The sequence below is a fragment of the Pseudomonas sp. PA15(2017) genome (assembly GCF_001945395.1).
Taxonomy (GTDB): domain Bacteria; phylum Pseudomonadota; class Gammaproteobacteria; order Pseudomonadales; family Pseudomonadaceae; genus Aquipseudomonas.
This window is the reverse complement of the sequence record NZ_MSXV01000052.1, coordinates 176,312-202,877: the sequence shown is the minus strand read 5'-3', so window position 1 is coordinate 202,877 and position 26,566 is coordinate 176,312. Positions and strand designations below refer to the sequence as shown.

Below are 26,566 nucleotides of genomic sequence, written 5' to 3'. Positions count from 1 at the left end.
GCGCACCGGCCCGTCGGTGCGTCTTGCGCAACCCAGCGGCTTTCAGCGCTGCTCGCTCTGCGGCGTCACCCGCAGTATTTCCTCGAGGGTGGTCTGCCCTGCGGCGATTTTTTGCGCACCGGAAAGACGCAGGCTGCGCATGCCATCCTTGAAAGCCTGGCGGCGAAGCGGCGTGAGGTCGGTGTCGGCGCTGATCAGCGGCTTGAGGCTGTCGTTCAACAGCATGATTTCGTATACCCCGGCACGCCCCCGGTAGCCGGTTTCCCGGCACTCGACACAGCCCACGGCGCGGTGTGCGCCGGTCGGCAGCGGGGCGTTCCAGGGGCGGGTGAGTTCCAGCCAGTCCGCTTCGTCGAACTCTACCGGTGCCTTGCAGTGCGGGCACAGGGTGCGCACCAGGCGCTGGGCCATGACGCCCAGCAAGGTCGCCTTGAGCAAATAGTGCGGCACGCCCAGCTCGAGCAGGCGGGTGATGGCGCTCGGCGCGTCGTTGGTGTGCAGGGTCGAGAGCACCAGGTGACCGGTCAGCGCCGCCTGGATGGCCATTTCGGCGGTTTCCAGGTCGCGGATTTCGCCGACCATGATGATGTCCGGGTCCTGGCGCATCAGCGCGCGTACACCGCTGGCGAAGGTCAGGTCGATGTTGTGCTGCACCTGCATCTGGTTGAAGGCACCCTCGATCATCTCGATGGGGTCTTCGATGGTGCACACGTTCACTTCCTCGGTCGCCAGTTGCTTGAGGGTGGTGTACAGCGTGGTGGTCTTGCCCGAGCCGGTGGGGCCGGTGACCAGGATGATGCCGTTGGGCTGGCGGGTCATGCTCTCCCAGCGCTTGAGATCGTCCGGGCTGAAGCCCAGTTGGTCGAAGCCGCGCAGCAGCACGTCGGGGTCGAAGATACGCATCACCATCTTTTCGCCGAAGGCGGTGGGCAGGGTCGACAGACGCAGCTCCACCTCGTTGCCGGCCGGGGTCTTGGTTTTCACCCGGCCGTCCTGGGGTTTGCGCTTTTCGGCGACGTTCATCCGGCCCAGGGTCTTCAGGCGGCTGACGATGGCCATGGTGACCTGGGCGGGAAATTGGTAGACGGTGTGCAACACGCCGTCGATGCGAAAGCGCACGCTGCCCTGTTCGCGGCGCGGCTCGATGTGGATGTCACTGGCGCGTTGCTGGAAGGCGTACTGGAACAGCCAGTCGACGATGTTCACCACGTGGGCATCGTTGGCATCCGGTTCCTGATCCTGGGCGCCGAGGTTGAGCAACTGCTCGAAGTTGCCGACGTTGCTGATCTTGGCGTCGGTGTTGGTGGCGCCGCTGACCGAGCGGGCCAGGCGGTAGAACTCCACGGTGAAGCGCTGGATGTCCGCCGGGTTGGCGACCACGCGCTTGATCGGCCGCTTGAGCACGTGGGTGAGGTTGGCTTCCCAGCCGTGCATGAACGGCTGGGCGCTGGCGATGGTCACCGCCTCGGCGCTGACCGCCACGGCAAGGATCTTGTGGCGCTGGGCGAAGGCGTAGGACATCAGCGGGGTGACTGCCGCGGCGTCGATCTTCAGCGGGTCGATGCGCAGGTAGGGCTGGCCGGCCAGCTGGGCCAGCCATTGGGTCAGGCTTTCCAGGTCCAGAGTGCGCCCGGGACGTGCCAGATCATTCAGCTGCTGTGCAGCCAGGAACTCCAGCGGGTGCAGGTCGGAGTTGGCACCGCTGCGGCGGATCGCCAGGCATTGCTCGGCGCTTTCCTGGGCGATGCGGCTCTGGCTGACCAGTTCGCGCAGCAGCTCGTTGAGGTCGAGCTGACGGTCGGCGGCAGCGGGGGTGAGGCTGGGCATGGGGATTCCTCGAAGGGCGGTCTGCTGCAAGCATGCCCGAAAGCGTGGCAGGAACTGAAATTACGAGGTGTCGTATCGGCGGGCGTGCCAAGGGGCGACGGCGGCCGGTTCAGCCGCCGAGCAGCTTGAGCAAGCCCTGGCGACGTTGCCTGGGCAGGTCGCGAAATAGCAGAAGCAGTTGCAGCTCGTCCGGCGAGCGCGCCAGGCGCGGATCAGCAGCGTAGTAGGCGCTCTGCTCAGCGGTCCGGAGTCCTTCGCCGCCACCCAGAAAATCCAGAGTGATCGCCTGTTCGGCGAACAGCGTGCGGATCTTCAGAAGGGTATCGAGCCCGGGCCGGGCCCTGTCCGTTTCCCACTTGCTGACGGTCGCTTTGGTCACGCCCAACTCGAAGCCCAACTGTTCCTGCGACCAGTTGCGGGTCTCTCTTAATGCGCGCAGGCGGCTGCCGAATGTGTTCATCGGCGCAGTCTGGCTGTTAGCGGGTGGATTGTCGTATCGCTATGGTTGACATTATGGGTTTCCCTTGTTGAGACTCTGCAGCCGGCGTTTCTGCTCTTCGCAGCCCTGCGTGGAACAGCTGCGAGTTGACGAGCGAATGAAAAGTTTCCTCAACGCGAGGTGTGGATGATGGCAATCAGCGGCCATAAGGCTGACCAGCTCGCTCGCTGGTTGTTCGGATCACTGCGGGCGCTACGGGCAAGACTGGCGCCGCCCAGGTTCGACAACCTGAGCCTGGATGGCGAGACGACCGACGGCCGCCACATCCACCTGTCCCTGACACACGCGCAATTGCGCGATACCGCTGCACTGGGCCGTGGCAGCGGGGAGCCCTATCACGTCGTCGCACCCAGGCAAGGGGCCGCGCATATCACGCTGCGGCTTTACGGCGATACCCTATACGTGAGGCGCGAGGGGCTCGTTGGCAGCGCATCGTTGAACGCGCGGGTCTTGCGGGTGCACCGGCAGGAAGTACTGGAGCACGGCGATTGGCTCTGCCTGGACGGGCAGGTTCTGCGCCTGACCCTGCATCGAGGCGCTGGCGGCACAACCTGTGGCTGCGCCGGGTCGTATCCAGACTCAGGGGAGCGGTGAAGACGGGGGCGTCGGCGAGGTGTTTGCCGCGTGCTGCGGCTGCGCCGGCGTAATGCATGTCTCACGTTCGCCCTCCAGGGCAACGGGCAGGGCGGGCGGCGGTGTCAGGCCCATGGAAACGTAGATGCTGGTCAGCGCATCGACACCCATATTGGCCGGCTTCACCCATTCCGCCGGCACGTAGAGCAGGCCGCCGCCGACCGGAATCGGCGCGGTGGGCACCAGGATGGCGAGGTGCGGGCGGCCTTCCAGTTCCACGGTTTCCGAGGTCGGCTGCAGGGCCAGCACCGCCACACCATCGCCGCCGCCAAAGAAGCACCATACCGGGCGCATGCTGGTGATGTCGGTGTTCTTCTTGTCGAGCAGGCCGACGAAACGGTCGGCCAGGTTGTAGAAATTGCCGATCAGTGGCGTGCGTCGCAGGGTCACGTCGATCAGCCAGCCGAGCGGGCGGCGTAGGCCCAGTTTCACCGCCAGGCCCAGGGGGTAGAGGCTGATCAGCAGCAACAGAGTGCCGAGCACATAGGCCAGGTACGGATTGCTGGCGAACGGCGTACCGAGCGCGGCGAACAGCCGGCCGATGGCCGTGGAAGGACCGATCAGGTTGTTGAGCAGGCTGACCAGCCACGCCAGCACCACCATGGTCAGGGCCAGCGGAAGCAGGGCCAGCAAGCCGGTCAGCCAGGTGGCGGCGATGGATTTCAGGCTGAGTTTGAACATCGATGGGCATCCTGTCGTCGAGCGGGGCAGGTGGGCGGGCCACCTGCCATGGTCATCAGCCGTGCTTGAGCAGCGCTTTCCAGGGCTTGAGGCTCATGATGATCTGCGCCTGGGTCATGCGCGCTTCCAGTTCTTCTGGACTCAACGGGCGCTTGGCCAGTTCAGCCAGTTTGTTGAGCTCGCCGAACAGGCGGTCGGTCTCGGCGATGTCGAGCGTTCCGCGGGCCAGGTGCAGCCAGAGCAGCAGGCGCTCGATGCGCGGCAGCTGTTCGGCAAGATCCTCGGGTTGCTGCTGGTAGCGTTTGAGCTGCAGGTCGCGGCCTTCATCGCTGAAGAAGGTCGGCAGCCAGCTTTGCAGCGCGGCCGCACCCTGGCGGTCGCCGCGCTTGTTGCGGGCGACCGTCCAGGCGCGGGTCAGCAGCCAGCGCGAAGTGTTCAGCGAGAACAGGCCCCAGCGGGTCTGCTGCAGTTCGGCGGCGAACTGGGCGGGCGCCTCCTGGCGTGCGGCTTCATCCTGCTGACCGGCCTGCACTCGTGGGCGCCAGTCTTCGAGCAGCGCGTCGAGCACCTGGCGCAGCTCGCTGGTACTGGCCCGCGGTGCGGCCTGGCCGAGGCTGCCGAACAGGGCGCGCAGTTCCACCAGGCAGTCCAGCCAGTCGACCAGCAGGCGCCAGTGGCCGTTGTGGCGGTATTGTTCGGCCAGGCGCTGGCTGCTGCCGTGCAGGAACCAGCCAATGGCGGCCACGGCGTCGTCAAGGCTCTGTTCGGCCTCGAGCTGTGGCGTGGGCAGTTGCAGGCTGTAGCTGGCTTCGTCGAACAGCCGGTAGCCGCGCTCGGCCTTGCTGATGTCGCAGGGCATCAGCGGCAGGTCGGTGGCCAGTTCGGCAGCCAGTTCCAGCAGCGCTTCGGGTTCGCCCTGGCGCAGCTCCAGTTCCAGCTCGCAGATTTCTTCCTGCTGTTTGCCGGCGATCACCTTGCCCAGGTCCAGCGCCGCCTCGATGACCACCCGGGCCTTGCCGCGGCCCCAGGCGATCTCGGCGCGCTGGCGCGCGAAGTCGGTGGTGAAGATCGGCTTGAGCTGTTTCTTGTCGAGTTCGGCCAGGGCAGCCGGCCAGCAGCTGTCATCGAGCTTCTTGAGATCCAGTTTGGCCTTGCTCAGGTACCAGTCCCATTCGTTGCGCTCGGACAGCCCGGCCACGCTCTGGCCACGGCTCTTGAGGGTCTGGATGATCTGCTCGCCATCCTTGCGCAGGCGCAGGGCAACGCGGGCGGCGGCGAGGTCGCGGGCGTCGGTGTCGAAATACTGGTTGAACAGCTCGCTCGTCTCCCAGCCGGCCTTGCTACGCTTTTTCAACAGAGGGTGGGTTTGCAGGGCGGCCAGGGTTTCGCGACTGACGCGCAGTTTGATTTCGGTTTCTTTATTCATTGCGAGGGCTCGGTGAAGCGGCGACGGCGGCGGGGGTTGCATGGTGCGAGGCGTTGCCCCGCACGTTAGGCCGTACAGGGTAGAGGAAAAGCGCGGCGGATGCAGGTCGGCGAGTGTCACGAACCCTTGCATGTAAGGAATTTGAAATATTCATCTCGCTAGTTTCCTCGAATTTAAGCTGTTTTTCGTGGGAAATGAGTGAGGAAATACGACTTTATGACCAACAGATGACACGTGCTGGCCTGGCCCGGATGTCATCCGTATACTTGCCGCCTCTTTGACAGACAGGGGTCACCCCCATGCCAAGCAATCCGTTCATCAGCAGCCTGTTCGGCCGCTCACCGATCGGGCCGATGCAACAGCATATCGCCAAGGCTCACGAATGCGCCGCCAATCTGGTGCCGTTCTTCGAGGCGGTGATGGCCGAAGACTGGGCGCGTGTCGAGCAGGTGCAACAGGCCATGGTGCGCCTGGAGAACGAGGCCGACAAGCTCAAGAAGAACGTGCGCATGCACCTGCCCAAGAGTCTGTTCCTGCCGGTGCCACGTTCCGATCTGCTGGAACTGCTGAGCACCCAGGACAAGGTCGCCAACCGGGCCAAGGATATCGCCGGGTTGATGCTGGGCCGTTCCATGACCATCCCTACCGATCTGCAGCCGCTGATGCTGGCTTACGTGCAACGGTGCGTGGACGCCAGTGCCCAGGCACTCAAGGCGATGAAGGAGCTGGATTCGCTGCTCGAGGCCGGTTTCGCCGGTCGTGAGGCCACCCTGGTCGAGCGCATGGTCGAGGAGCTCGAGGAAATCGAGCGCGAAACCGACCGCCAGCAGATCGAGGTGCGCCGCACCTTGTTCAAACTGGAAAAGGATCTTCCCGCAGTCGATGTGATGTTCCTCTATCGGATCATCGACTGGGTCGGAGACATTGCCGATCGCGCCGAGCGCGTGGGCAACCGACTGGAACAATTGCTGGCGCGCTGAGCCGCCAGCATCCTTTCTGGGTTTACAGGTAAATCTCTATGTCTCTTGTCGCGGACTACGGTTTCGTACTCCTCGTGATGGCCTGCTGCTTTGGTTTGTTCATGGCGTGGGGCGTTGGTGCCAACGATGTTTCCAATGCCATGGGCACTTCGGTCGGTGCCAAGGCGCTGACCATCAGGCAGGCGATCCTGATCGCCATGGTCTTCGAGTTCTGCGGTGCCTATCTGGCCGGTGGCCAGGTTACCGAAACCATCAAGAACGGCATCGTCGATGCCTCGGTGATCCCCGCCGACATGTTCGTGCTGGGCATGATGGCCTCGTTGTTGTCGGCCGGTACCTGGCTGCTGATCGCCTCGATCCGCGGCTGGCCGGTGTCCACCACCCACTCGATCGTCGGCGCGATCATCGGCTTCGCCTCGGTCAGCGTATCGGTCGACGCGGTGAACTGGGGCGGCCTGGTGCCGATCGTCTCCAGCTGGGTGGTGACCCCATTCATCTCCGGCCTGCTGGCTTTCGGCCTGTTCATGAGCGTGCAGTGGCTGATCTTCGACACCGAGGACCCATTCCGCAACGCCAAGCGCTGGGTGCCGGTGTACATGTTCCTGACCGGCTTCATGCTGGCGCTGATGACCTTCACCAAGGGCCTCAAGCACGTCGGCCTGAACTTCACCACCGGCCAGAGCATCATGCTGTCGGCCGGTGTCGGCCTGCTGGTCGCCGGCCTGGGCATCCTGCTGCTGCGCCGCATCAAGCTGGATGAGGAAGCCGACAAGGACTTCCACTTCGCCAGCGTCGAAAAAGTCTTCGCCGTACTGATGATCTTCACCGCCTGCTCCATGGCCTTCGCCCACGGCGCCAGTGACGTCTCCAACGCCGTCGGCCCGCTGGCCGCGGTGGTCGGGGTGATCGAAGCCGGTGGCGACATGACCATCGGCGGTCAGTCCTCGGTGCCCGGCTGGGTGCTGCTGATGGGCGCCGTGGGTATCGTCATCGGCCTAGCCACCTACGGCTGGAAAGTGATCGCCACCATTGGCAAGAAAATCACCGAGCTGACTCCGAGCCGCGGTTTCGCCGCCGAGCTGGCCACCGCCGCCACGGTGGTCGCCGCTTCGGGCATCGGCCTGCCGATCTCCACCACCCATACGCTGGTCGGTGCGGTACTGGGCATCGGCATGGCGCGGGGCATCGGCGCGCTCAACCTGGCTGTGGTCGGGCGGATCTTCACCTCCTGGGTGGTGACCCTGCCGATTGGTGCAGCGCTGGCGATTATCTACCTCGAAATCTTCATGCTGATCTTCCTGTGATCCTTCGACGGTCTGCTGCGCGGCCGTCGATGAGCAGAGGCCTTTGGTAGGAGGGGGCGGGCGGCGATCCGCTTTAGCCCCGAACTCTTTGTAACCCGATGAAAAGCTCGTGGCTAGAGCCACTCCTACCCGATTGTCGGCCCTGAAAAACAGCGATTCTCCATTGGCGGTTCTCGCGGGCAACGCTTCACTCTATGATGAGGCGACCGACCCGAGAGAGCCGCCATGTCATTTCTCCCCCTCAAGGATCGCTTCGCGGCGCTGATCGCCGTGCCATCGGTCAGTTGTACCCAGCCTGCTCTGGATCAATCCAACCAGCCGGTCATCGACCTCCTGGCCAACTGGCTGAGCGAGCTGGGTTTCGCCTGTGAAAAACAGCAGGTCGAGCCGGGCAAATTCAACCTGATCGCCACCTACGGCAGCGGCCCCGGCGGCCTGGTGCTGGCCGGGCACAGCGACACCGTGCCGTTCGACGAAGCCCTGTGGCAGAGCGACCCGCTCAAGCTCACCGACACCGGCGAGCGCTGGGTTGGCCTGGGCGTATGCGACATGAAGGGGTTCTTCGCGCTGATCATCGAGGCGCTGCAGACGCTGCTCGACCAGCCGTTCAAGCAACCACTGATCATCCTCGCCACCTGCGACGAGGAAAGCTCGATGTCCGGCGCCCGGGCGCTGGCCGAAGCCGGGCGGCCGTTGGGCCGCGCTGCGGTGATCGGCGAGCCCACCGGGCTCAAGCCGATTCGCCTGCACAAGGGCGTGATGATGGAACGCATCGACATCCTTGGGCAAAGCGGCCACTCCTCCAATCCCGCCCTGGGCCGCAGCGCTCTGGACGCCATGCACGAGGTGATGGGCGAGCTGATGCAACTGCGCCGCCAGTGGCAGCAGGAGTACCGCAACCCGCAGTTCAGCGTGCCGCAGCCGACCCTCAACTTCGGTTGCATCCATGGCGGCGACAACCCCAATCGCATCTGTGGCCAATGCTCCCTGGAGTTCGACCTGCGCCCGTTGCCGGGCATGCAGCCCGAAGCGCTGCGTGCAGCGATTCGCCAGAAACTGCAGCCTTTGGCCGAGCGCCACGAAGTGAGTATCGACTTCGCGCCGCTGTTCCCCGCCGTGCCGCCCTACGAGCAGCCCGCCGATGCCGAGCTGGTGCGCCTGGCCGAACGGCTGACCGGGCATACCGCCCAGGCGGTGGCCTTCGGTACCGAGGCGCCGTATTTGCAGCAACTGGGTTGCGAAACCCTGGTGCTCGGCCCAGGTGATATCGACTGTGCCCACCAGCCGGGCGAGTACCTGGATACCGACCGCCTGATCCCCACGGTGCAGCTGCTGCGCCAGCTGATTGAGCATTATTGCCTGAGCCCACGCTGACATGAGGAGCATTCCGCTGATGCCATTGCGACGACGATAACGCACCGCCTCTGCCTGCGAGGCCAGCTGTCTCGCACCCATCGTTGCTTCTTTCGTTCTCCCAAGGGTTTCGCTGCACATGTACGACTACGTCAACTGGCTCCGCCACGCTTCGCCCTACATCAATGCCCACCGCGACTGTACCTTCGTGGTCATGCTGCCGGGCGAGGGCTTGGCCCATCCGAATTTCGGCAATATCGTCCACGACCTGGTACTGCTGCACAGCCTCGGCGTGCGCCTGGTGCTGGTGCACGGCTCGCGTCCGCAGATCGAGGCGCGCCTCGAAAGTCGCGGACAAACGCCGGTCTACCACCGCGGCCTGCGGGTGACCGACAGCGCCACCCTGGAGTGCGTGATCGACGCTGTCGGCCAACTGCGCATCGCCATCGAGGCGCGGCTGTCGATGGATATCGCCGCCTCGCCGATGCAGGGCTCGCGGCTGCGGGTCAGCAGTGGCAATTACGTCACCGCGCGGCCGATCGGCGTGCTCGATGGCGTCGACTATCACCACACCGGCGAGGTACGGCGCATCGACCGCAAGGGCATCAACCGTCAGCTCGACGAGCGCAATATCGTGCTGCTCTCGCCGCTCGGTTATTCGCCCACCGGCGAGATTTTCAACCTGGCCTGCGAGGATGTGGCCATGCGCGCGGCCACCGACCTGGCCGCCGATAAGCTGATCCTGTTCAGCAGCCAGCAGGGCCTGTTCGACGAAAACGGCAAACTGATCCGCGAGCTGCGCCCGCAGCAGGTGCCGGCCCATGTGCAGCGTCTGGGCAGCGATTACCAGGGCGAACTGCTGGACGCTGCCGCCCAGGCGTGTCGCGGCGGCGTCAAGCGCAGCCATATCGTCAGCTACACCGGCGACGGCTCGCTGCTCACCGAACTGTTCACCCGCGACGGTGGCGGCACCATGGTCGACCCCGAGCAGTTCGAATCGCTGCGCGAGGCCGATATCAACGACGTCGGCGGGCTGATCGACCTGATCACGCCCTTGGAGGAACAGGGCATCCTGGTGCGCCGTTCGCGGGAAGTGCTGGAGCGCGAGATCGGCCAGTTCAGCATCGTCGAGCGCGACGGCACGATAATCGCCTGCGCGGCGCTCTACCCGATTGCCGACTCGAATTCCGGCGAGCTGGCGTGCCTGGCGGTCAACCCGGAATATCGCCATGGCGGCCGTGGTGACGAACTGCTCGAACGCATCGAGGAGCGCGCCCGTGCCAAGGGCATCAACACCCTGTTCGTGCTCACCACCCGCACCGCCCACTGGTTCCGCGAGCGCGGCTTCGAGCCCAGCAGCGTCGACCGCCTGCCCGCCGCCCGTGCCTCGCTGTACAACTTCCAGCGCAATTCGAAGATATTCGAAAAGAGCCTCTGAACCTCCGTCGGGGTTGAGTCAGACGATGCCTTGGGGCACGAAGCCGTCCTGGGGTGTCGCTGCGCTCGACACCAGGCTACCCGTCGGCTGTTGAGCGGCGCAGCGACCTTGATCGATGCCATCGGGTGGCGCGGCGGCCCATCTTGGTCAAGGCTGCAAGGACACTCTCTCGATAAAGGACTGCGCATGCCCATTCGACGCTCACCGATCACCGCCGCCCTCGCGCTCTCATTGCTGTCTCTGTCCGCAGTCGCTGCCGACCTGGCACCCGAGGCGCTGCTCAACAAGGCCCAGGCCGAGCAGAAACCGTACCTGGCTACCGTCGAGCAACTGGTCAACGTCGATACCGGCACCGGCCAGGAACCGGGCCTGAAGACCGTCAGTGCCCTGCTGGTCGAGCGACTCGAGGCGCTCGGCGCCGAGGTCAAGACCAGCCCGGCCAGCCCGTCTGCGGGCGACAATATCGTCGGTACGTTCAAAGGCACCGGCAGCAAATCCTTCCTGCTGATGGTTCACTACGACACCGTGTTCTTGCCGGGCACTGCCGCCAAGCGGCCGTTCAAGGTCGACGGCGAGCGCGCCTATGGCCCCGGTGTGGCGGATGCCAAGGGTGGCGTGGCGATGATCCTGCACTCGCTGAAGCTGTTGCAGGACGACAAGTTCGACGGTTTCGGTACGCTGACCGTGCTGTTCAACCCGGACGAGGAAACCGGCTCCGCCGGCTCGAAGACCATCATCGCCGAACTGGCCCGCCAGCATGACTACGTGTTCTCGTACGAGCCGCCAGACAAGGACGCGCTGACCGTCGCCACCAACGGTATCAACGGCGTGATGCTCGAGGTCGAGGGCAAGTCCTCTCACGCGGGCTCGGCGCCAGAGGCCGGGCGCAACGCCGCCATGGAACTGGCACACCAGATGCTGCAGCTCAAGGACCTGGGCGATCCGGCCAAGGGCACCACGGTCAACTGGACGATGGTCAAGGCCGGCGACAAGCGCAACATCATTCCCTCGAGCGCCTCGGCCGAGGCCGACATGCGCTACTCGGACCTTGGCGAAAGCGACCGCGTGCTGGCCGACGCGCAGCGCCTGGTGCAGAAAAAGCTGATCGACGATACCGAGGTCACGGTGCGTCTCGAGAAGGGTCGCCCGCCGCTGGCGAAGAATGCCGCGTCCGAGCGACTGGCCGAGCAGGCCCAGGGGCTGTATGCCAAGATCGATCGCACCATCGAACCGATCGCCATGCGCTTCGGCACCGATGCCGGCTACGCCTACATACCGGGCAGCGACAAACCGGCGGTGCTGGAAACCATGGGCGTGGTGGGCGCCGGTCTGCATGCCGACGACGAGTACATCGAGCTGTCGAGCATCGCGCCACGGCTCTACCTCACCGTGGCGTTGATTCGCCAGCTCTCGGCGCAGTAGCGTGACGGCAGCGCAAGCCTGTCTTGCGCTGTATCTTGAGCGGTAGGGTCTGTACGAAAAGTTGCCGAGCGAAGGTCAGGCGAGGCAAAAATCGGTGGGGCACGGACTGGGCTCGCATTCGAGTTTACGAGCGGTAAATGAGCAGGCCGACGCGATTTTTAACGAAGCATCACCGAGCGCAGGTACTTTTCCTACAGCCTAGCGGCGCACCAGCAGCACGCCCGACTCCATGTGATGGGTATAGGGGAACTGGTCGAACAGCGCACAGCGCTCGATGCGGTGGCTGTCGTGCAGCTGGGCGATGTTCTGCGCCAGGGTCTCCGGGTTGCAGGAAATGTACAGGATGCGCTCGAAGCGGCGGGTCAGCTCGCAGGTATCCGGGTCCATGCCGGCACGGGGCGGGTCGACGAAGACGCTGCCGAAGTCGTAACTCTTCAGATCGACATCGGCCAGGCGACGGAACGGGCGTACGTCATTGAGTGCTTCGGTCAGCTCCTCGGCGGACAGGCGCACCAGGGTGACGTTATCGATCTGGTTGTCGGCCAGGTTGGCCAAGGCGGCATTGACCGAGGTCTTGCTGATCTCGGTGGCCAGCACCTTGCGCACGCGAGTGGCCAGCGGCAGGGTGAAGTTGCCGTTACCGCAATACAGCTCCAGCAGGTCGTCATCGCGCTGGCCCAGTACCTCAAAGGCCCAACCGAGCATCTTCTGGCACACCTCGCCATTGGGCTGGGTGAAGGCGCCCTCCGGCTGGCGATAGCGGAAGCGGCGACCGGCGACCTGCAGTTCTTCTTCCACGTATGGGCGACCGACCACGATGCGCTTGCCCTTCGAGCGGCCGACCAGGCTGACCTGCAGTTCTTCGGCGAGCTGAGTGGCGGCGGCTTCCCAGGCGTCATCGAGGGGGCGGTGGTAGCACAGGGTGATCAGCGCATCGCCGGTCAGGGTAGTCAGGAACTCGACCTGGAACAGCTTGAAGCCCAGCGCCGGGCTGGCCTGCCAGGCGGCCTTGAGACGCGGCATCAGTTCGTTGATGCGCAGGCTGGCGATGGGGAAGTCTTCGAAGAAGATCGGGCTGTGCTTGTCGCCGGCCTCGAACATCGCGTAGTGACGGTGCTCGCTGCCGGCCTCGCGCCATAGGCGGAATTCGGTACGCAGGCGGTAATACTCGCGCGGCGACTCGAACACCTCGGGCTCAGGCGCGGCGAACGGCGCGAGCAGTTCGACCAGGCGGGCTTTCTTCTCGGCAAGTTGGGCGTCGTAGGCGGCGGGGTCGAATGCGGGACGGCTCATCGGTCACTCGTGCGGCAGGAAAACGGGGCGCCATTGTAGCGATTCCGCTGCCAGCGTGCCGGTGTCGTCGATTATTGGTGAGGGGGACGCTGAGCGTCCGGGGCGGCGTTCCCACGCAGAGCGTGGGAACGATCAAAAGGACCTGTGGGAGCGGGCCATGCCCGCGAATCGCGCGCATGGCCTGGGCGTCCCCGCCCGCTCCCACAATGACCGGTCTAAAACGCCGTCGCGTATGGGTGGGCCGGACGGCGATCCGATTCAGCCCACCAGCGAACGTTCAGAACAACGCCAGCTTGATCACGCAGAAGACGGCCAGCGCGACCAGCATGCCGTTGAGTTCGCGAAACCGCCCGGCCAAGGTCTTGGCGGCGACCCAGGTGATGAAGCCGAAGGCGATACCGGTGGCGATGGAGTAGGTCAGTGGCATGGCCAGGGCAGTGACCACTACCGGCGCGGCAACGGTGATGTCGCTCCACTCGATCTCGGCCATGCCCGAGGCCATCAGCACGGCCACGAACAGCAGTGCCGGGGCGGTGGCGAAGGCTGGAACGCTGCCGGCCAGCGGTGCGAAGAACAGCGCGAACAGGAACAATACGGCGACCACGATGGCGGTCAGGCCGGTGCGCCCGCCGGCGCTGACGCCCGCCGCCGACTCGATGTAGCTGGTGGTGGTGCTGGTGCCCAGCAGCGAGCCGCCCAGGGCCGCGGTGCTGTCGGCGATCAGCGCACGGCCCATCTTCGGCAGGTGGCCGTCCTTGCGCATCAGGCCGGCCTTTTTGGCCACGGCGATCAGGGTGCCGGAGTTGTCGAACAGGTCGACGAACAGGAACGCGAAGATCACGCTGACCAGGCCCACGTCCAGCGCGCCGGCGATATCCAGCTGCATGAAGGTCGGTGCCAGCGATGGCGGCATCGACACCACGCCGCCGAACTGGCTGACCCCGAGCAGGATGCTCAGGCCGGTGACCACCAGGATGCTGATCAGCACCGCGCCGGTAATGCGCAGCGCTTCCAGGCCGATGATCAGGAAGAAACCGAGGATCGCCAGCAACGCGGCGGGCGAGCCCAGGTCGCCGAGGCCGACCATGGTCGCCGGGTTGGCGGCGACGATGCCGGCGTTCTGCAGGGCGATCAGCGCCAGGAACAGGCCGATGCCGGCGGCGATCGCCGAGCGCAGCTCCAGCGGGATGCTGTTGATGATCCATTCGCGGATCTTGAAGATCGACAGCAGAAAGAACAGGCACGCCGACAGGAACACCGCACCCAGCGCGACCTGCCAGGTGTGGCCCATGCCCATCACCACGGTGTAGGTGAAGAAGGCGTTGAGACCCATGCCCGGCGCCAGGGCGATCGGGTAGTTGGCGATCAGGCCCATCACCGCGGAACCGAAGGCCGCAGCCAGGCAGGTGGCGACGAATACCGCGCCCTTGTCCATGCCCGTTTCGCCGAGGATGCTCGGATTGACGAAGAGGATGTAGGCCATGGTCAGGAAGGTGGTGACCCCGGCGAGTATTTCGGTGCGCACATTGGTGTTGTGTGCGTTGAGTTGGAACAGTCTTTCCAGCATGCGGAGCTCCGATGGCAGCGAACGCGCGTTTGAAGTATGCAGAGCGCAAGCAAAGCACTTCACGTGCCATATCGCGTTGCCGATCCACGAAAGCGCGGCATCATAGCAGCCCGCCCCAGGCCTCGGCAGCCGTCTCTGTCGGCAAGTTGGCAACGTGCGGGAAACCTCCTTTACCCGGCCGTGTCAGAGCGCTCTAATATCGCCCCGCCCGGCGCATCACGCGCCGCTGGCCGGCACGCACAGGGAGGCTGCAACGCACATGATCATCGGAATCGACCTCGGTACCACCAACAGCCTGGTATCGGTCTGGGACGGCGAGGCGGCGCGGCTGGTGCCCAACGCCCTGGGCCGCCTGCTGACGCCCAGTGTGGTCGGCCTCGACGACCACGATCAGCTGGTGGTCGGCGACATCGCCCGCGAGCGCCTGCAGACCCATCCGCACCTTACCGCCGCCCTGTTCAAACGGCACATGGGCAGCGCTCAGAACACCCGCCTGGGCACGCGCTCGTTCCGCCCGGAAGAGCTGTCCGCGCTGGTGCTGCGCAGCCTCAAGGAGGACGTCGAGCGCGCCTATGGGCAGCCAGTCAGCGAAGCGGTGATCAGCGTGCCGGCGTATTTCAGCGACGCCCAGCGCAAGGCCACGCGCATCGCTGGCGAGCTGGCCGGGCTGAAAGTCGAGAAGCTGATCAACGAACCCACCGCTGCGGCCCTGGCCTACGGCCTGCACCAAAAGGGTGAGGCGACCTTTCTGGTCTTCGACCTGGGCGGCGGTACCTTCGACGTGTCGGTGCTGGAGTTGTTCGACGGCATCATGGAAGTGCGCGCCAGTGCCGGCGACAACTTCCTCGGTGGCGAGGACTTCGATGATGTTCTGGTCGCCCACTTTCTCACTGCCATGGGGAACCAGGGCCTGCCCGATCACCAGCAGCCGGCGATTCATCAGCGCCTGCGCCGCGAGGCCCAGCGCGTGCGTCATGCCCTTGGGCAACAGCTCGAGGCAACGTTCCAACTGCGCGAAGAGGGTCGCGAATGGACGCTGCCGCTGAGCCAGGACAAGCTGCTGAGCGTCTGCGAACCGCTCCTCGAACGCCTGCGCGCGCCCATCGAGCGGGCCCTGCGCGATGCGCGCATCAAGGTCGCCGATCTCGACGAAGTGCTGCTGGTCGGCGGCACCACGCGCATGCCGCTGGTGCGCAAGCTGGTGGCCAGCCTGTTCGGGCGCTTCCCGGCCATGCACCTGAACCCCGACGAAGTGATCGCCCAGGGCGCCGCTATCCAGGCCGCGCTCAAGGCCCGCGATGCCACGCTCGAAGAAGTGGTGCTCACCGACGTCTGCCCCTACAGCCTGGGCGTGGAAATCACCAAACAGGTGGGCACCCAGCAGCAGAGCGGCCATTACATGCCGATCATCGAACGCAACTGCGTGGTGCCGGTCAGCAGGGTGCAGAGCGTGTATACCCTGCATGACGGGCAGAAACAGGTCAGCGTGCGCATCTTTCAGGGCGAAAGCCGGCTGGTGGCCAACAACATCTTTCTCGGCGAGCTGGACGTGGCCGTGCCGGCGCGGCCTGCTGGCGAAGTCTCGCTGGATATCCGCTTCACCTACGACATCAACGGCCTGCTCGAAGCCCAGGTGGACACGCCGCTGACCGGCGAAAGCCATCGCCTGGTGATCGAGAACAACCCTGGTGTGCTGAGCCCCGAGGAAATCGCCGAGCGCTTCGCCGCCCTGCAGGCGCTCAAGGTCCACCCGCGTGACCAGCAGGTCAACAGCGCCCTGATGGCGCGTATGGAGCGGCTGTATCAGGAGTGCCTGGGTGACCTGCGTGAGCACGTCGGGCAACTGGCCGCGCACTTCGCCAGCATTCTGGAGCGCCAGGACGAGCGGGAAATCCGCGAGGCCCGGGGTGAAGTGGCCGCGCGCCTGGATGCCATCGAACAAGGGTACTGATCAGTATGAATCCCTGGACGCTGCTTGGCCTGGACGCCGACGCCGATACCCGCAGCATCAAGCGCCGCTATGCGCAGTTGCTCAAACAGCACCGCCCTGACGAGGACGCCGACGCCTTCCAGCGCCTTCGCGAAGCCTACGAGCAAGCCTTGGCCCGTGCCGCCGCCCAGGATCGGTCGCCGGAGGACGGCACCGACCAATGGCAGGTGCCCGCGTCGGTAGTGCAGGACGAACCTGCTGTGGTGGCCGCCACCGAAGAGCCACCGCATGCGCGCATCGAACAATTGCTGCAGGCCAGCGCGTCACTGGACGCCGCCCTGCAGCAGGCTCGCGAGCAGTCGCTGGAAACCGATCTGCAGCGTTATCTGCTGGCACGTTGCGCCACCCTGGACGAAGAGAGTCTGAACATCCTGCGCTGGGGGATGCAGCACTTGCAGTGGCTGTCGCCCTGGCAAGCCGATTACCTGCCGCGCAGCCACTCGGACGCACTGGCCGCACGACTGTTGGCGCTGGAGCTGGAAACCCTGCAGCATCGCTTGCAGGCCGGCGAGGAGCGCGCCGTCGTGGAGGCTGCCACCGCGCTACTGGCCAGCGACTGGCTGCAGTCGTTCGACCGTCGCCAGCAGTTGCAGGATGGCATGGTCTGGATGCTCGAAATCACCGAGCACTGGTCGGGCGGGTTGTTCGAGCGCCTGTGCCGGCTGTTCGGCTGGAACGAGGACACCGGCGAGCTGCCGTGCTCCGTCGAGCGCTGGAACTGGCTGTGCTGGCGCTGCGAGCGCCACGCCGTGGGCCAGCGCCTGTTGCAGCAGCTGGAGCTGGACTGGCCGTTGCGTACCGAGGAGCGTGCCGCCTGGCTGCTGCTAAAGTCCATGAGTGAGTGTGATGCACGGCAACTGGTCGACCGCTTCGACAGTGAAGACTGGCAGGCCTGTCAGGGGCTGGACGAGCTGCTTACCGAGCGCTATCCCGAGTTGATGGAACTGCTCGGCCTGCAGATCGATGACGATTGGCGGCGTTGGCAGCCGCGCCAATGGACAGTGCCGGCCACGGTCTACGCCTGGCTCATGCTGTTCACCGCCATGTTCACCACCTCGCTGCAGGACGCGCAGATGTCGGTGTACCTGGAACGTTCGGGCGGCTATCTCGGCCTGGGGCTCAAGGACCTGCTGATCAGCGTCGGGGTGGTCGCCTGGATGGTGATGCTCGCCCGCGGCTGGAGTCGCCTGGCCCGTTACCTGACGCGCCTCGACGTGCCGCTGAGCCGACTGCTGCTGCCCGCTGCCTGGCGTGACCGTGGCGCCGGCATGCTGGTGCTGCGCCACGGCCTGCCGGCTGCGCTCTTCGCGATGATCGTCGCTGCGTTCGCGCCGAATCTGGTTTCCGGCTGGGCCGCATTCGGCATTGCCTTGGCGCTCGAGGTGCTGTTCCTCGGCCTGGTCGGCAGCCGTCGCTCACCCTGGCCGCGCTGGTCGATGTGGCGCACCGGCGCCTTCAAGGTTGACTACAGCAAGAAGGCCGAGTGGTGAACCCCTGGGAACTGCTCGGCCTGGACGCCGAGGCCGACACCCGCACCATCAAGCGCCGCTACGCGCAGCTGCTCAAGCAGACCCGCCCCGACGAGAACCCCGAAGCGTTCCAGCGGCTGCGTGAGGCCTATGAGTGGGCGTTGGATTGGGCGCAGCGCTCCCAGTACATGGAGGTACCTGTTGCGCTCGACGAGTCTCTTACGCCAGCGCCGTTTAGCGATGCACGGCAACTGACCACGCCAGTGACGGAGATCCAGCAGCGGTATCACGATGACCAAGCGTGGGTCGGCAATCTGCTGGATAGCTGCGCTTCGCTTGATGACGCGCTGCTCCAGGCTCGGGAGGCCGAGCAGGAAAGGGCATTCGAATTGGAATTGCTGCGCCGCTCTCAGCTGCCCGGCAACCAGGTTGATGACAGCGTGCGCTGGGCCATGACGCAGCTGAACTGGTTAACGCCATGGCAGGCCGATTATCTGCCGATGCCGACGATGAACGTCCTGGCCGAGCGCCTGCTTGATGCCGAATTGTGGCAATGGCATTCGCAACTGGAGGCGGGGCAGGAACAGGCGGTTCTCGAGTCAGTCAGGCAGTTGAACAGGCAGCCCTGGGTTCAGCCATTCGATCGCAGCAGTTATCTGCAGCAAGGCGTGCTGGGCTTGCTCGAAAGTAACGTCGGCTGGTCACTGAGTTTCTTTGACGAAATCTGCCGGCTGTTCGACTGGGACGAAGCTCGGGGTCAGCTGCCTTGTGACGACGAGCGTTGGGACGAGCTTTGTTTACGCCGTGGCGCCATGGTGCTGCGCGCCGAGTTGCGCCAGTCGCTGAACGAAAAGCAACCGGCCTCCTCGGAGTCGCGTGCTGTCTGGCTGTTACTCAAACCGATGCGCGAAGGCGAGCGCCGCAAGTTGGTGGATGGCTTCGATGATGCCGACTGGCAAGCCTGCGGGGCGCTGGCTTGGCGCGTCGAACATCATGACGACCTGTTGAACGATTTGGGTTTGACTTATTTGCCACGGTGGCGGGATTGGCACCCGGGCAATGGCTGGGTGCAGCTCTACCTTTTGCTGTGGTTGTATCTCTGCCTGGTGATATTCGTACTGAGCAGCCCATCTGAAAGCGCCAAGGACCTTGCCGTTACGGTGGCTGCGGTTGCAGCCCTCGGCACGGCGTTATTGCTCGTGTTCCGCTTGCTTATCAAACTGTGGAACAGGCTGGCCAGGTTGTGCATAGTTTTCGATATGGGCATCAGTATGCGCTTGATACCGCCGCGTTGGGTGCGCGGCGGCAGCGGCCTGCTGTTGCTGAGGCATATCGTGCCCAGTGTGGCCTTTGCGATTCTGACCGCTCACTGGGCGGCCGATCCCATAGCAGCCACTTTGATGGCGCTGACGACGTTTATCCTTAGCGTGCAGTTCCTTGATGTAGCATCGCGCGGTGGAGCTCCGGCTGCCTGGATAATCCTCGCCTATCGCCTGTTGGCAGCGCTAGGTAAGCAGATAGTGATCTGGGTAATGATCCTAACGATGGCCCTACTTCTGTTGCAAATGATCATCGCGTTGGCGCAGAAGGAGCGGGATATAAAGGCCACGCAACCTTCGTCGCTGTTGGATGCTTGCAAGGTTCTTGGCTACACCAGTCGCGAAGCGTGTATGCATCCCGGCAGGGCAAGCGAGGCTCGGCGGACCCCCGGTGAAACGCCTTCGCAAACGCAAGCGCCCTAGGCGCTCCAGGCTGAGAGCATCCTGCTATCTGGCTAGGAGGCTTTCTCATCCCCCACCAACGGATCACGAATCCGATCCCTGCTCGACAGTGCCGGGAACAGCTTGATCCACAGCAGGCTGATGCCGATGGCGCCGACGCCGCCCATCAGCACGGCTGGAACGGTGCCGAACCAGGCGGCGCTGACGCCAGCGCGGAAGTCGCCGAGCTGGTTGGAAGCGCCGATGAACAGGCTGTTCACCGCGCCGACCCGGCCGCGCATGTCATCGGGCGTCTGCAGCTGCACGAAGGCGCCGCGGATCACCATGCTGACCATGTCGGCGGCGCCGAGCAGCACCAGGGTCGCCAGGCTGAACCACAGCGAGGTGGACAGGCCGAAGCCGATGGTCGCCACACCGAAGATCGCCACCGAGCCGAGGATCACCGGGCCGACGCGCCGCTCGATGGGGTGGCGCGCCAGGTAGATCGACATCAGCAACGCGCCCACCGCCGGCGCCGAGCGCAGCAGGCCCAGGCCCCAGGGGCCGGTGAGCAGGATGTCCTTGGCGAACACCGGCAGCAGCGCGGTGGCACCGCCGAGCAACACGGCGAACATGTCCATGGAGATGGCGCCAAACACTTCCGGGCGGCTGCGGATGAAGCGGAAGCCGGCCAGCAGCGATTCCACCGAGATTTTCTGCTTCAGCGGTTTCTGCTGCGACGGCAGGCTAAGCATCATGCCCACGGCGATCAGGTACAGCACCAGCGCCGGGCCATACACCCAGGCCGGCGCCACGGCGTAGAGCACGCCGCCCAGGGCGGGGGAGACGATGGTCGCGGTCTGCATCGCCGAGCTGGACGCGGCCACGGCGGCGGGGAACAGGCCCGGCGGCACGATGTTGGGCAGCAGCGCCTGGGTAGTGGGCATCTCGAAGGCCCGCGCGGTGCCCATCATGAAGGCGATGACGAAGATCATCTCGCGGGTCAGGCTGCTCGTGCTGCTGCCGATCAACAGGGTGATGGCGACGGTGGCCTGGCCGCACTGGCACAGCGCGGCGACCTTGCGGCGGTCGAAGCGGTCGGCGACGTGGCCGGTCAGCAGGATGAAGAGGATCTTGGGCAGAAATTCGACCAAGCCGACCAGGCCCAGGTCGAGCACGTTGCCGGTGAGGCTGTACATCTGCCAGCCAATGGCCACGGTGAGCATCTGGAAGCCGCTGGCGGTGAACACCCGTGCCAGCCAGAAGCGGATGAAAGGCGTGTGATGACGCAGTAGCAACTGACCATGAACGGACATTGGAGTACTTAGGCGGCTAACGACGGCCGCTCAGCCTAGCACGTCCGTTGTAACATTTGGATGCAAGATGTCTGACGACTTCAGATCAGCAACGCTGCGCGCGCCGTAGCGTTTAGTGGATCAGCCCGCTAAGCAGCCACAGGCCCAGCAATAGCCAGATCAGCCCGCCGATCACCGAACCGCGCATGAACGAGCGCACCGCGCTGTAGAGCAGGATCAGCCCCAGCAGCAGCACGGCGATGCTCAGCAGCGATGGAGTAACCCCCAAAGCGCCGGACAGGCCGTCGATAAAGCTGGCGACTGCGCCGCCGAGCATGCCGAACACGCCGCTCAGGGCGTCGACGATAAAGCGGATGAACGAGCCGAACGCCTCGCCCAGGGATTCGAAAAAGCCTTCTACGCGCATGCAGGGGTTCCTGAAAAACGGAAAGGGCGACAAGCGCCAGGGTGCTGACTATTGAGCCGCGGCCTCGGTGCGGAGTTCCCGGCTTCTGCGCCGCAGGCGCTTGCGGCCGGTCAATCGGCGAGCATGGCCTGGAGCTTGCCGGCCAGCGCCTCGAAGGAAAACGGCTTGGCGATCATGTCCATGTCCTTGCCCAGGTAGCCGTCGCGCACTTCGGCGCCCTCGGCGTAGCCGGTGGCGAACAGCACCTTGAGGCCCGGCTGGCGCTGCCGGGCCGCGTCGGCGAGCTGGCGGCCGTTCATGCCGGGCAGGCCGACATCGGTGAGCAGCAGGTCGAGCGGTGCGTGCTGCTCCAGCAGGCCCAGGGCGCTCTGTGCGTCGCTGGCCTGGATCAGGTTGTAACCGAGTTCTTCGAGCACCTCGACCATCAGCATGCGCACCACCTTGTCGTCTTCCACCACCAGGATGCGCTCGCCGGTACCGCGCGGCGCTTTGGGCGTCGTGCTATGCGATAGCTCGGCAGGCGCCACGGGCAGGCGCGGCAGGTAGAGGTTCAGGGTGGTGCCGCGGCCGACCTGGCTTTCCAGATGCAGGTAGCCGCCGGTCTGCTTGACGAAGCCGTAGACCATGGATAGGCCCAGGCCGGTGCCCTGGCCGATGGGTTTGGTGGTGAAGAATGGCTCGAAGGCGTGGCGGATGATTTCCTCGGGCATGCCGCAACCGCTATCGCTGACCGACAGCAGCAGATAGTCACCGGCCGGTACCTGATGGTTCTGCGCCTCCAGCGCGCCGAGCTGGGTGTTGCGGGTTTCGATGCGCAGCCTGCCGCCGCCGGGCATGGCGTCGCGCGCATTGATGGCCAGGTTGATCAGGGCGTTTTCCAGTTGGTGACCGTCGCTGCGGGTTGGCCACAGGTCATCGGCCAACCGGGTTTCCAGGCTGATCTGCTCGCCCAGGGTACGCACCAGCAGCTCCTCGAGGGCGCGCACCAGGGCGTTGACCTGGACCGGGCGCATGTCCAGCGACTGGCGCCGGGCAAACGCCAACAGGCGGTGAGTCAGCGAGGCGCCGCGGTTGGCCGAGGCGATGGCCGCGTCGACGAAGCGCGCCAGTTGCGGATGCTCGTCGCCCGGCAGCTTGCGCTGGATCAGCTCCAGGCTGCCGAGGATGCCGGCCAGCAGGTTGTTGAAGTCGTGGGCGATGCCGCCGGTCAGTTGGCCGATGGCTTCCATCTTTTGCGCCTGACGCAGCTGCTCCTCGGCCTGGACTCGCTGCAGCACGGCTTCGCTGACCCGCTCCTCGAGGGTCTGGGTCAGCTGGCGCAGGGCCAGTTCGGTGCGCTTGCGCTCGTCGATGTCCATCAACACGCCGGGAAAGCGCAGCGGTGAGCCGTCGGGGGCGAACTCGCAGCGGCCGTTGGCCTCGATCCAGCGGTAGCCGCCATCGGCCTGCAGCACGCGGTATTCGGCACGGTAGCTGCCGCCGCTGGTGATGGTCTGCTCGATCATCGCGCGTACCCGGGGCCGGTCCTCGGGGTGGATGGCCAGGGCTACACGATCCAGCGCCATGCCGCTGGCGGCCTGCTGCGGGTCGGCGGCGAAGGCGCGGGCGAAGCGCTCGTCGCCGGTCACTCGGTCATTGGGAATGTCCCACACCCAGGTGCCGAGCACGGCGCCGGCGTTGAGCGCCAGCTCGATGCGTTCGTTGGCGCTGCGCAGTTCCGCTTCGGCCTGGCTGCGTTGTTCGATGGCGACGATCTGGTTGGTGATCTCCACCACGATGCACATCATGCCGTGGGAACGACCGGTATTATCGAACAGTGGGTTGTAGTAGAGGTTCATCCACGCATCATCCTGCAGGCCGGGACGGCGCAACGGCAGGTGGAGGCTCTCCTGGCTCATGGAGCGACCGCTCAGGCCCATGCTGATCACGTGGCGATTCCACTCGGCAATCTCCGGCCAGGCGTCCTCGGCTGGCAGGCCGAAGATGTCCGGGTGACGCTGGCCGGCGAACGCCGCATAGGCGTCGTTGTAGATCAGCACGCCACGGTCGCCGCACAGCAGCACGATGGGCGTCGGCGAGGACAGGATCAGGCGCGTGGTGCTGATCAGCACATCCGGCCACCCCTCGATGGGGCCGAGGGCGGTGGCCGCCCAGTCGAAACGGCGGATGAGTTCGACCGTGTCGCCGGATTGACCGGCGAACAGGCAGGGTTGCGGTGGCGTGTTCTGCTTCGCGGACATCGGTCGGTCGCCTATCCTGCGCTCTGGCAGCGACTGCAGTCCGCTGGGGGCTGCAGGGTAAGTGGAGTCAGGTGAGCTTGCCGCTGGCGAAGGCATGCTGCAGTTTTTCCGCCAGTTCGTCACTGCGGTAGGGCTTCTGCACGATGAACGTTTCATCGACGTCCAGCCCACCCAGTTCGGCGTAGCCGGTGACGAACACCACCGGCAGCTCCGGGTAGCGGCGGCGCGCTGCCTGGGCCAGCTCGGCGCCGTTCATGCCGGGCATGGCGAAATCGGCAAGCAGCAGGTCGATGTCGTCGTCGAGCTTGGCCAGGGCATCGAGGCCGCTGTGGGCCTCGCGCACCTGATAGCCGAGCGCATCCAGCGTCAGGGCGGTGACCTCGCGTACCCGCGGGTCATCGTCGACCAGAAGGATGGTGCGTTGGTCGCCTGGCTCGGCGATCGGCAGCGGCTGACTGGACACCTGCTCCTGCTCCTGCGCCTGCACCACGTTACGCAGGCCTGGCAGATAGACCATGACCGTGGTGCCGACGCCCATCTTGGTGAGAATGCGTGCGCCGCCACCGGACTGCTTGGCGAATCCGAATACCTGGGCCAGGCCGAGGCCCGAGCCCTTGCCGATTTCCTTGGTGGTGAAGAACGGCTCGAAGGCCTTGGCGAGCACCGCCTCGCTCATGCCGCTACCGGAATCCTGCACCGACAGCACCACGTAGTCGCCCGGCTCCGGGTCTTCGGGGCGGCGCGGGGCTTCGCTGATCACTTCGTTGCTGGTGCTCAGGTGCAGCGTACCGCCCACACCCATGGCGTCGCGGGCGTTGATCGCCAGGTTGAGGATGATCAGTTCGATCTGCGTCGGGTCGACCCGGGCATGCCACAGGTCCGGCTCGGTGGCCGTCTCGATCAGCACGCTACCGCCCAGGGTGCTTTTCAGCAGTTCGAGCATACCCTGCACGGTTTCACCGAGGTTGACCGCCTCCGGCACCAGGCGCTGGCGCCGTGAGAAGGCCAGCAGCTGGCCGGTCAGCTTGGCGCCGCGCTCGCCGGCATCGGTGATGTTCTGCAGGCGACCGCGGGCCTTGTCCAGGTTGCCCTTTTCCAGGTCGCGGATCAGGAAGCTGGTACTGGTCAGCACCACGGTCAGCAGGTTGTTGAAATCGTGCGCGACGCCCGCGGTGAGCTGGCCGACCGCTTCCAGACGTTGCATCTGCTGCAGGGTCGCTTCCACACGCTCTCGCTCGGCGATCTGCTCGCGCAATTGCTGGTTGGTGGCGGCCAGTTCCTCGACCACCGCGCGCTCGTGGGTGATGTCACGCACCGTGGCGTACAGCAGGTCGTCGTCGCGCACCACGATCCACGACAGCCAGTGATAGTCGCCGCTGGCATGGCGCATGCGGTTGACGAAACGCACCGAGACGTTGTCCGAGGTCACGCGCTCGATGTGCGAGCGGGTGTCCTGCTGATCGTCGCTGTGCACCAGTTCCCATAGCGGGCCCTGGGTGAGCTGCTGGCGCGCCCAGCCAAGGGTCTGCTCCCAGGCCGGGTTGAGGGCACTGGGGCGCATGTCGAAACGCAGTACGGCGAGCAGATCGCGGGACAGCTCCCAGTTGCGGTCGCGCTCGCGTGTGCGCTTTTCGACGCGCTCGCCGAGCACGTCGTTGAGGCGCAGCAAGGCTTCGTTGGCCTGTTTTTGTTCGGTGATGTCGTGCAGCACGCCGAGAAAGCGAGTGCACTGGCCATCGTCGAAGAACGCCTGGCCGCGCGCGGAGATCCAGCGTTTGCTGCCGTTGCTCAGGGGCAGGCGGAATTCGGCCTGGAACTCGTTGCCGCTGTCGGTGGCCAGCGCTTCGTTGACCCGCTGGCGCAGCTGCGCACGGTCATCGGGGTGGCAGCGGCCGAGGAACAGGGCCATGTTGACGTCGGCGCCCTTGTCCAGTTCGTACAGCGCGCGGCAGCGTTCGTCCCAGATCAGCGTATCGGTGGCCGGCACGTAATCCCACATGCCCATGCGCGCCGCGCCGATGGCCAGTCGTGCACGGGCCTCGACGGCCTGCAGGGTGTCCTCCACGCGGCGCCGTTCTTCGCGTTCGTTGACCTCGGCCATGGCGCGGTCGATGGCTTTGGGCAGAAACGGCAGGTTCTGCTTGAGCACGTAGTCGACGGCGCCCAGGCGCATCATCTCCACCGCGTGCTCTTCGCCGAACATGCCGGACAGGAAGATGAACGGCGTCTGCGGAGCCAGGCGGCGTGCCACTTCCAGTGCCTGGGCACCGGAGGAACCGGGCAACAGGTAGTCGGAGAGGATCAGGTCGAAGCGTTGGTTCTTCAGCGCGCGTTCGGCGGCCTCGTGGTCGTAGACCAGGGTGCTGTCGACTGCCAGACCATTGCGTTCCAGTGCGAGCAGGGCCAGTTCCGCGTCATGCGGGCTGTCTTCGATGAACAGGAGTTTGATAGGCACAAGCGGCATGGAAAGGTCGTCGATCACGGTCTGTGGTTAGGCCAGGGAATTACGCATGGGGTGCGGGCGGTCAGTTGTCATCGGTTTGCTCGTCATCCTTGGTGCGTCGCTGCAGGCGCAAGGAGCCGGGAGGCGGCTCGTTGAGCACTGCCCAGAACACGCCCAGATCGGAAATGGCCGAGACGAAAGCCTTGAATTCGACTGGTTTGACCACGTAGGCGTTCACGTTCAATTCGTAGGCGCGCTGCAGGTCCGGGCCTTCGCGCGACGAGGTCAGCATGACGATCGGAATACTGCGCAATTCGGGCGAGTCGCGCACCACCTTGAGTACTTCCAGGCCGTCGACCTTGGGCAACTTGAGGTCGAGCATCATGATCGCCGGGTTGCCGGGCAGACGCTCGGCATGGTCGCCACGGCGGAACAGGTAGTCCAGCGCCTCGGCACCATCGCGCATGACGATCACGTCATTGGCCAGCTGGCTGCGCTCCAGAGCGATCAGGGTCAACTCCAGATCGTGTGGATTGTCTTCGACCAGCAGAATAGGTTTGAGCATTAAAGTCCTCGACC

The 26,566-nt window shown here is 65.1% G+C and carries 20 protein-coding genes; 9 read left to right on the top strand and 11 right to left on the bottom strand.

Translation table 11 applies throughout. The features are described 5' to 3' along the window. Positions 1–42 precede the first annotated feature (42 nt). Positions 43–1,827, bottom strand: a complete 1,785-nt coding sequence (locus BVH03_RS18315; protein WP_075962495.1) for a GspE/PulE family protein — start codon at positions 1,825–1,827, stop codon at positions 43–45. Positions 1,828–1,936: 109 nt separating this feature from the next. Beyond that, on the bottom strand, positions 1,937–2,287 hold the full coding sequence (locus BVH03_RS18310) for a helix-turn-helix domain-containing protein (RefSeq protein WP_075962494.1): 351 nt from the start codon (positions 2,285–2,287) through the stop codon (positions 1,937–1,939). Positions 2,288–2,452: 165 nt separating this feature from the next. Here BVH03_RS18310 and BVH03_RS18305 point away from each other — a divergent pair, with 165 nt between their 5' ends. Further along, positions 2,453–2,920 carry a hypothetical protein gene (locus BVH03_RS18305; RefSeq protein ID WP_075962493.1) on the top strand — a complete coding sequence of 156 codons (468 nt, stop codon included), beginning with the start codon at positions 2,453–2,455 and terminating at the stop codon, positions 2,918–2,920. On the opposite strand, the gene BVH03_RS18300 is transcribed toward BVH03_RS18305, so the two are convergent. Both BVH03_RS18300 and BVH03_RS18295 read right to left on the bottom strand, forming a co-directional pair. Continuing rightward, entirely contained in the window at positions 2,906–3,640 is a 735-nt protein-coding gene (locus BVH03_RS18300) for a DUF502 domain-containing protein (protein WP_075962492.1), read from the bottom strand. The genes BVH03_RS18305 and BVH03_RS18300 overlap by 15 nt on opposite strands. Positions 3,641–3,695: 55 nt before the next feature. Next, positions 3,696–5,066 (bottom strand): inorganic triphosphatase, encoded by a 1,371-nt coding sequence (locus BVH03_RS18295; RefSeq protein WP_075962491.1) that lies wholly within the window; start codon positions 5,064–5,066, stop codon positions 3,696–3,698. 299 nt (positions 5,067–5,365) lie between these two features. On the opposite strand from BVH03_RS18295, the gene BVH03_RS18290 reads away from it, so the two are divergent. From BVH03_RS18290 to BVH03_RS18270, 5 genes are all read left to right on the top strand, one after another. Continuing rightward, positions 5,366–6,046 carry a TIGR00153 family protein gene (locus BVH03_RS18290; RefSeq protein ID WP_075928665.1) on the top strand — a complete coding sequence of 227 codons (681 nt, stop codon included), beginning with the start codon at positions 5,366–5,368 and terminating at the stop codon, positions 6,044–6,046. A gap of 38 nt (positions 6,047–6,084) precedes the next feature. Continuing rightward, the gene (locus BVH03_RS18285; protein WP_075962490.1) at positions 6,085–7,350 is read left to right on the top strand and encodes an inorganic phosphate transporter; all 1,266 of its coding nucleotides are present in this window, start codon (positions 6,085–6,087) and stop codon (positions 7,348–7,350) included. 225 nt (positions 7,351–7,575) lie between these two features. Next, positions 7,576–8,724: an acetylornithine deacetylase gene (gene argE / locus BVH03_RS18280; RefSeq protein ID WP_075962489.1), complete on the top strand. Its 1,149-nt coding sequence runs from the start codon at positions 7,576–7,578 to the stop codon at positions 8,722–8,724. 118 nt (positions 8,725–8,842) lie between these two features. Further along, positions 8,843–10,141, top strand: coding sequence for an amino-acid N-acetyltransferase (gene argA, locus BVH03_RS18275; RefSeq protein WP_075962488.1), 1,299 nt, complete (start codon positions 8,843–8,845; stop codon positions 10,139–10,141). Between the two features lie 186 nt (positions 10,142–10,327). Beyond that, positions 10,328–11,563: a M20/M25/M40 family metallo-hydrolase gene (locus BVH03_RS18270; RefSeq protein WP_075962487.1), complete on the top strand. Its 1,236-nt coding sequence runs from the start codon at positions 10,328–10,330 to the stop codon at positions 11,561–11,563. 198 nt (positions 11,564–11,761) lie between these two features. Here the strand turns inward: BVH03_RS18270 and trmA are convergent, their stop codons facing one another. Together trmA and BVH03_RS18260 are read right to left on the bottom strand one after the other, a co-directional pair. Beyond that, the gene (trmA, locus tag BVH03_RS18265) at positions 11,762–12,856 is read right to left on the bottom strand and encodes a tRNA (uridine(54)-C5)-methyltransferase TrmA (protein WP_075962486.1); all 1,095 of its coding nucleotides are present in this window, start codon (positions 12,854–12,856) and stop codon (positions 11,762–11,764) included. Positions 12,857–13,133: 277 nt separating this feature from the next. Continuing rightward, on the bottom strand, positions 13,134–14,423 hold the full coding sequence (locus BVH03_RS18260) for an NCS2 family permease (RefSeq protein WP_075962485.1): 1,290 nt from the start codon (positions 14,421–14,423) through the stop codon (positions 13,134–13,136). Positions 14,424–14,682: 259 nt separating this feature from the next. Between BVH03_RS18260 and BVH03_RS18255 the strand changes: the two genes are divergently transcribed. Genes BVH03_RS18255 through BVH03_RS18245 form a run of 3 tightly spaced genes read left to right on the top strand, consistent with a single transcriptional unit; the run spans position 14,683 to position 19,624 of the window. Then, positions 14,683–16,374, top strand: coding sequence for a molecular chaperone HscC (locus tag BVH03_RS18255; RefSeq protein ID WP_075962484.1), 1,692 nt, complete (start codon positions 14,683–14,685; stop codon positions 16,372–16,374). A 5-nt stretch (positions 16,375–16,379) separates the two neighbouring features. Next, complete coding sequence (locus tag BVH03_RS26455) at positions 16,380–17,903, top strand: J domain-containing protein (RefSeq protein ID WP_075962483.1); 1,524 nt, start codon at positions 16,380–16,382, stop codon at positions 17,901–17,903. Then, entirely contained in the window at positions 17,900–19,624 is a 1,725-nt protein-coding gene (locus BVH03_RS18245; RefSeq protein ID WP_143486000.1) for a J domain-containing protein, read from the top strand. Before BVH03_RS26455 ends, BVH03_RS18245 begins: the two co-directional genes overlap by 4 nt. Positions 19,625–19,656: 32 nt before the next feature. Here BVH03_RS18245 and BVH03_RS18240 read toward each other — a convergent pair whose 3' ends face one another. The 5 genes from BVH03_RS18240 to BVH03_RS18220 form a co-directional block, all read right to left on the bottom strand. Next, the gene (locus BVH03_RS18240; RefSeq protein ID WP_075962481.1) at positions 19,657–20,898 is read right to left on the bottom strand and encodes an MFS transporter; all 1,242 of its coding nucleotides are present in this window, start codon (positions 20,896–20,898) and stop codon (positions 19,657–19,659) included. Between the two features lie 112 nt (positions 20,899–21,010). Further along, positions 21,011–21,304, bottom strand: a complete 294-nt coding sequence (locus BVH03_RS18235; RefSeq protein ID WP_073262661.1) for a hypothetical protein — start codon at positions 21,302–21,304, stop codon at positions 21,011–21,013. Positions 21,305–21,414: 110 nt separating this feature from the next. After that, entirely contained in the window at positions 21,415–23,544 is a 2,130-nt protein-coding gene (locus tag BVH03_RS18230; RefSeq protein WP_168175646.1) for an ATP-binding protein, read from the bottom strand. A gap of 67 nt (positions 23,545–23,611) precedes the next feature. Continuing rightward, positions 23,612–26,008, bottom strand: a complete 2,397-nt coding sequence (locus BVH03_RS18225) for a response regulator (RefSeq protein WP_075962580.1) — start codon at positions 26,006–26,008, stop codon at positions 23,612–23,614. 61 nt (positions 26,009–26,069) lie between these two features. After that, positions 26,070–26,552 (bottom strand): response regulator, encoded by a 483-nt coding sequence (locus BVH03_RS18220; protein WP_075962480.1) that lies wholly within the window; start codon positions 26,550–26,552, stop codon positions 26,070–26,072. Between the last annotated feature and the right edge of the window lie 14 nt (positions 26,553–26,566).

What these genes read in the sequence shown, in the direction of transcription:
- BVH03_RS18270 (WP_075962487.1), top strand. Translation starts at nt 10,328, where the DNA reads ATGCCCATTCGACGCTCACCGATCACCGCCGCCCTCGCGCTCTCATTG.
- argA (WP_075962488.1), top strand. Translation starts at nt 8,843, where the DNA reads ATGTACGACTACGTCAACTGGCTCCGCCACGCTTCGCCCTACATCAAT.
- BVH03_RS18260 (WP_075962485.1), bottom strand. Translation starts at nt 14,423, where the DNA reads ATGCTGGAAAGACTGTTCCAACTCAACGCACACAACACCAATGTGCGC.
- BVH03_RS18225 (WP_075962580.1), bottom strand. Translation starts at nt 26,008, where the DNA reads ATGCCGCTTGTGCCTATCAAACTCCTGTTCATCGAAGACAGCCCGCAT.
- BVH03_RS18310 (WP_075962494.1), bottom strand. Translation starts at nt 2,287, where the DNA reads ATGAACACATTCGGCAGCCGCCTGCGCGCATTAAGAGAGACCCGCAAC.
- argE (WP_075962489.1), top strand. Translation starts at nt 7,576, where the DNA reads ATGTCATTTCTCCCCCTCAAGGATCGCTTCGCGGCGCTGATCGCCGTG.
- BVH03_RS18300 (WP_075962492.1), bottom strand. Translation starts at nt 3,640, where the DNA reads ATGTTCAAACTCAGCCTGAAATCCATCGCCGCCACCTGGCTGACCGGC.
- BVH03_RS26455 (WP_075962483.1), top strand. Translation starts at nt 16,380, where the DNA reads ATGAATCCCTGGACGCTGCTTGGCCTGGACGCCGACGCCGATACCCGC.
- trmA (WP_075962486.1), bottom strand. Translation starts at nt 12,856, where the DNA reads ATGAGCCGTCCCGCATTCGACCCCGCCGCCTACGACGCCCAACTTGCC.
- BVH03_RS18315 (WP_075962495.1), bottom strand. Translation starts at nt 1,827, where the DNA reads ATGCCCAGCCTCACCCCCGCTGCCGCCGACCGTCAGCTCGACCTCAAC.
- BVH03_RS18220 (WP_075962480.1), bottom strand. Translation starts at nt 26,552, where the DNA reads ATGCTCAAACCTATTCTGCTGGTCGAAGACAATCCACACGATCTGGAG.
- BVH03_RS18230 (WP_168175646.1), bottom strand. Translation starts at nt 23,544, where the DNA reads ATGTCCGCGAAGCAGAACACGCCACCGCAACCCTGCCTGTTCGCCGGT.
- BVH03_RS18295 (WP_075962491.1), bottom strand. Translation starts at nt 5,066, where the DNA reads ATGAATAAAGAAACCGAAATCAAACTGCGCGTCAGTCGCGAAACCCTG.
- BVH03_RS18235 (WP_073262661.1), bottom strand. Translation starts at nt 21,304, where the DNA reads ATGCGCGTAGAAGGCTTTTTCGAATCCCTGGGCGAGGCGTTCGGCTCG.
- BVH03_RS18255 (WP_075962484.1), top strand. Translation starts at nt 14,683, where the DNA reads ATGATCATCGGAATCGACCTCGGTACCACCAACAGCCTGGTATCGGTC.
- BVH03_RS18305 (WP_075962493.1), top strand. Translation starts at nt 2,453, where the DNA reads ATGATGGCAATCAGCGGCCATAAGGCTGACCAGCTCGCTCGCTGGTTG.
- BVH03_RS18240 (WP_075962481.1), bottom strand. Translation starts at nt 20,898, where the DNA reads ATGTCCGTTCATGGTCAGTTGCTACTGCGTCATCACACGCCTTTCATC.
- BVH03_RS18290 (WP_075928665.1), top strand. Translation starts at nt 5,366, where the DNA reads ATGCCAAGCAATCCGTTCATCAGCAGCCTGTTCGGCCGCTCACCGATC.
- BVH03_RS18285 (WP_075962490.1), top strand. Translation starts at nt 6,085, where the DNA reads ATGTCTCTTGTCGCGGACTACGGTTTCGTACTCCTCGTGATGGCCTGC.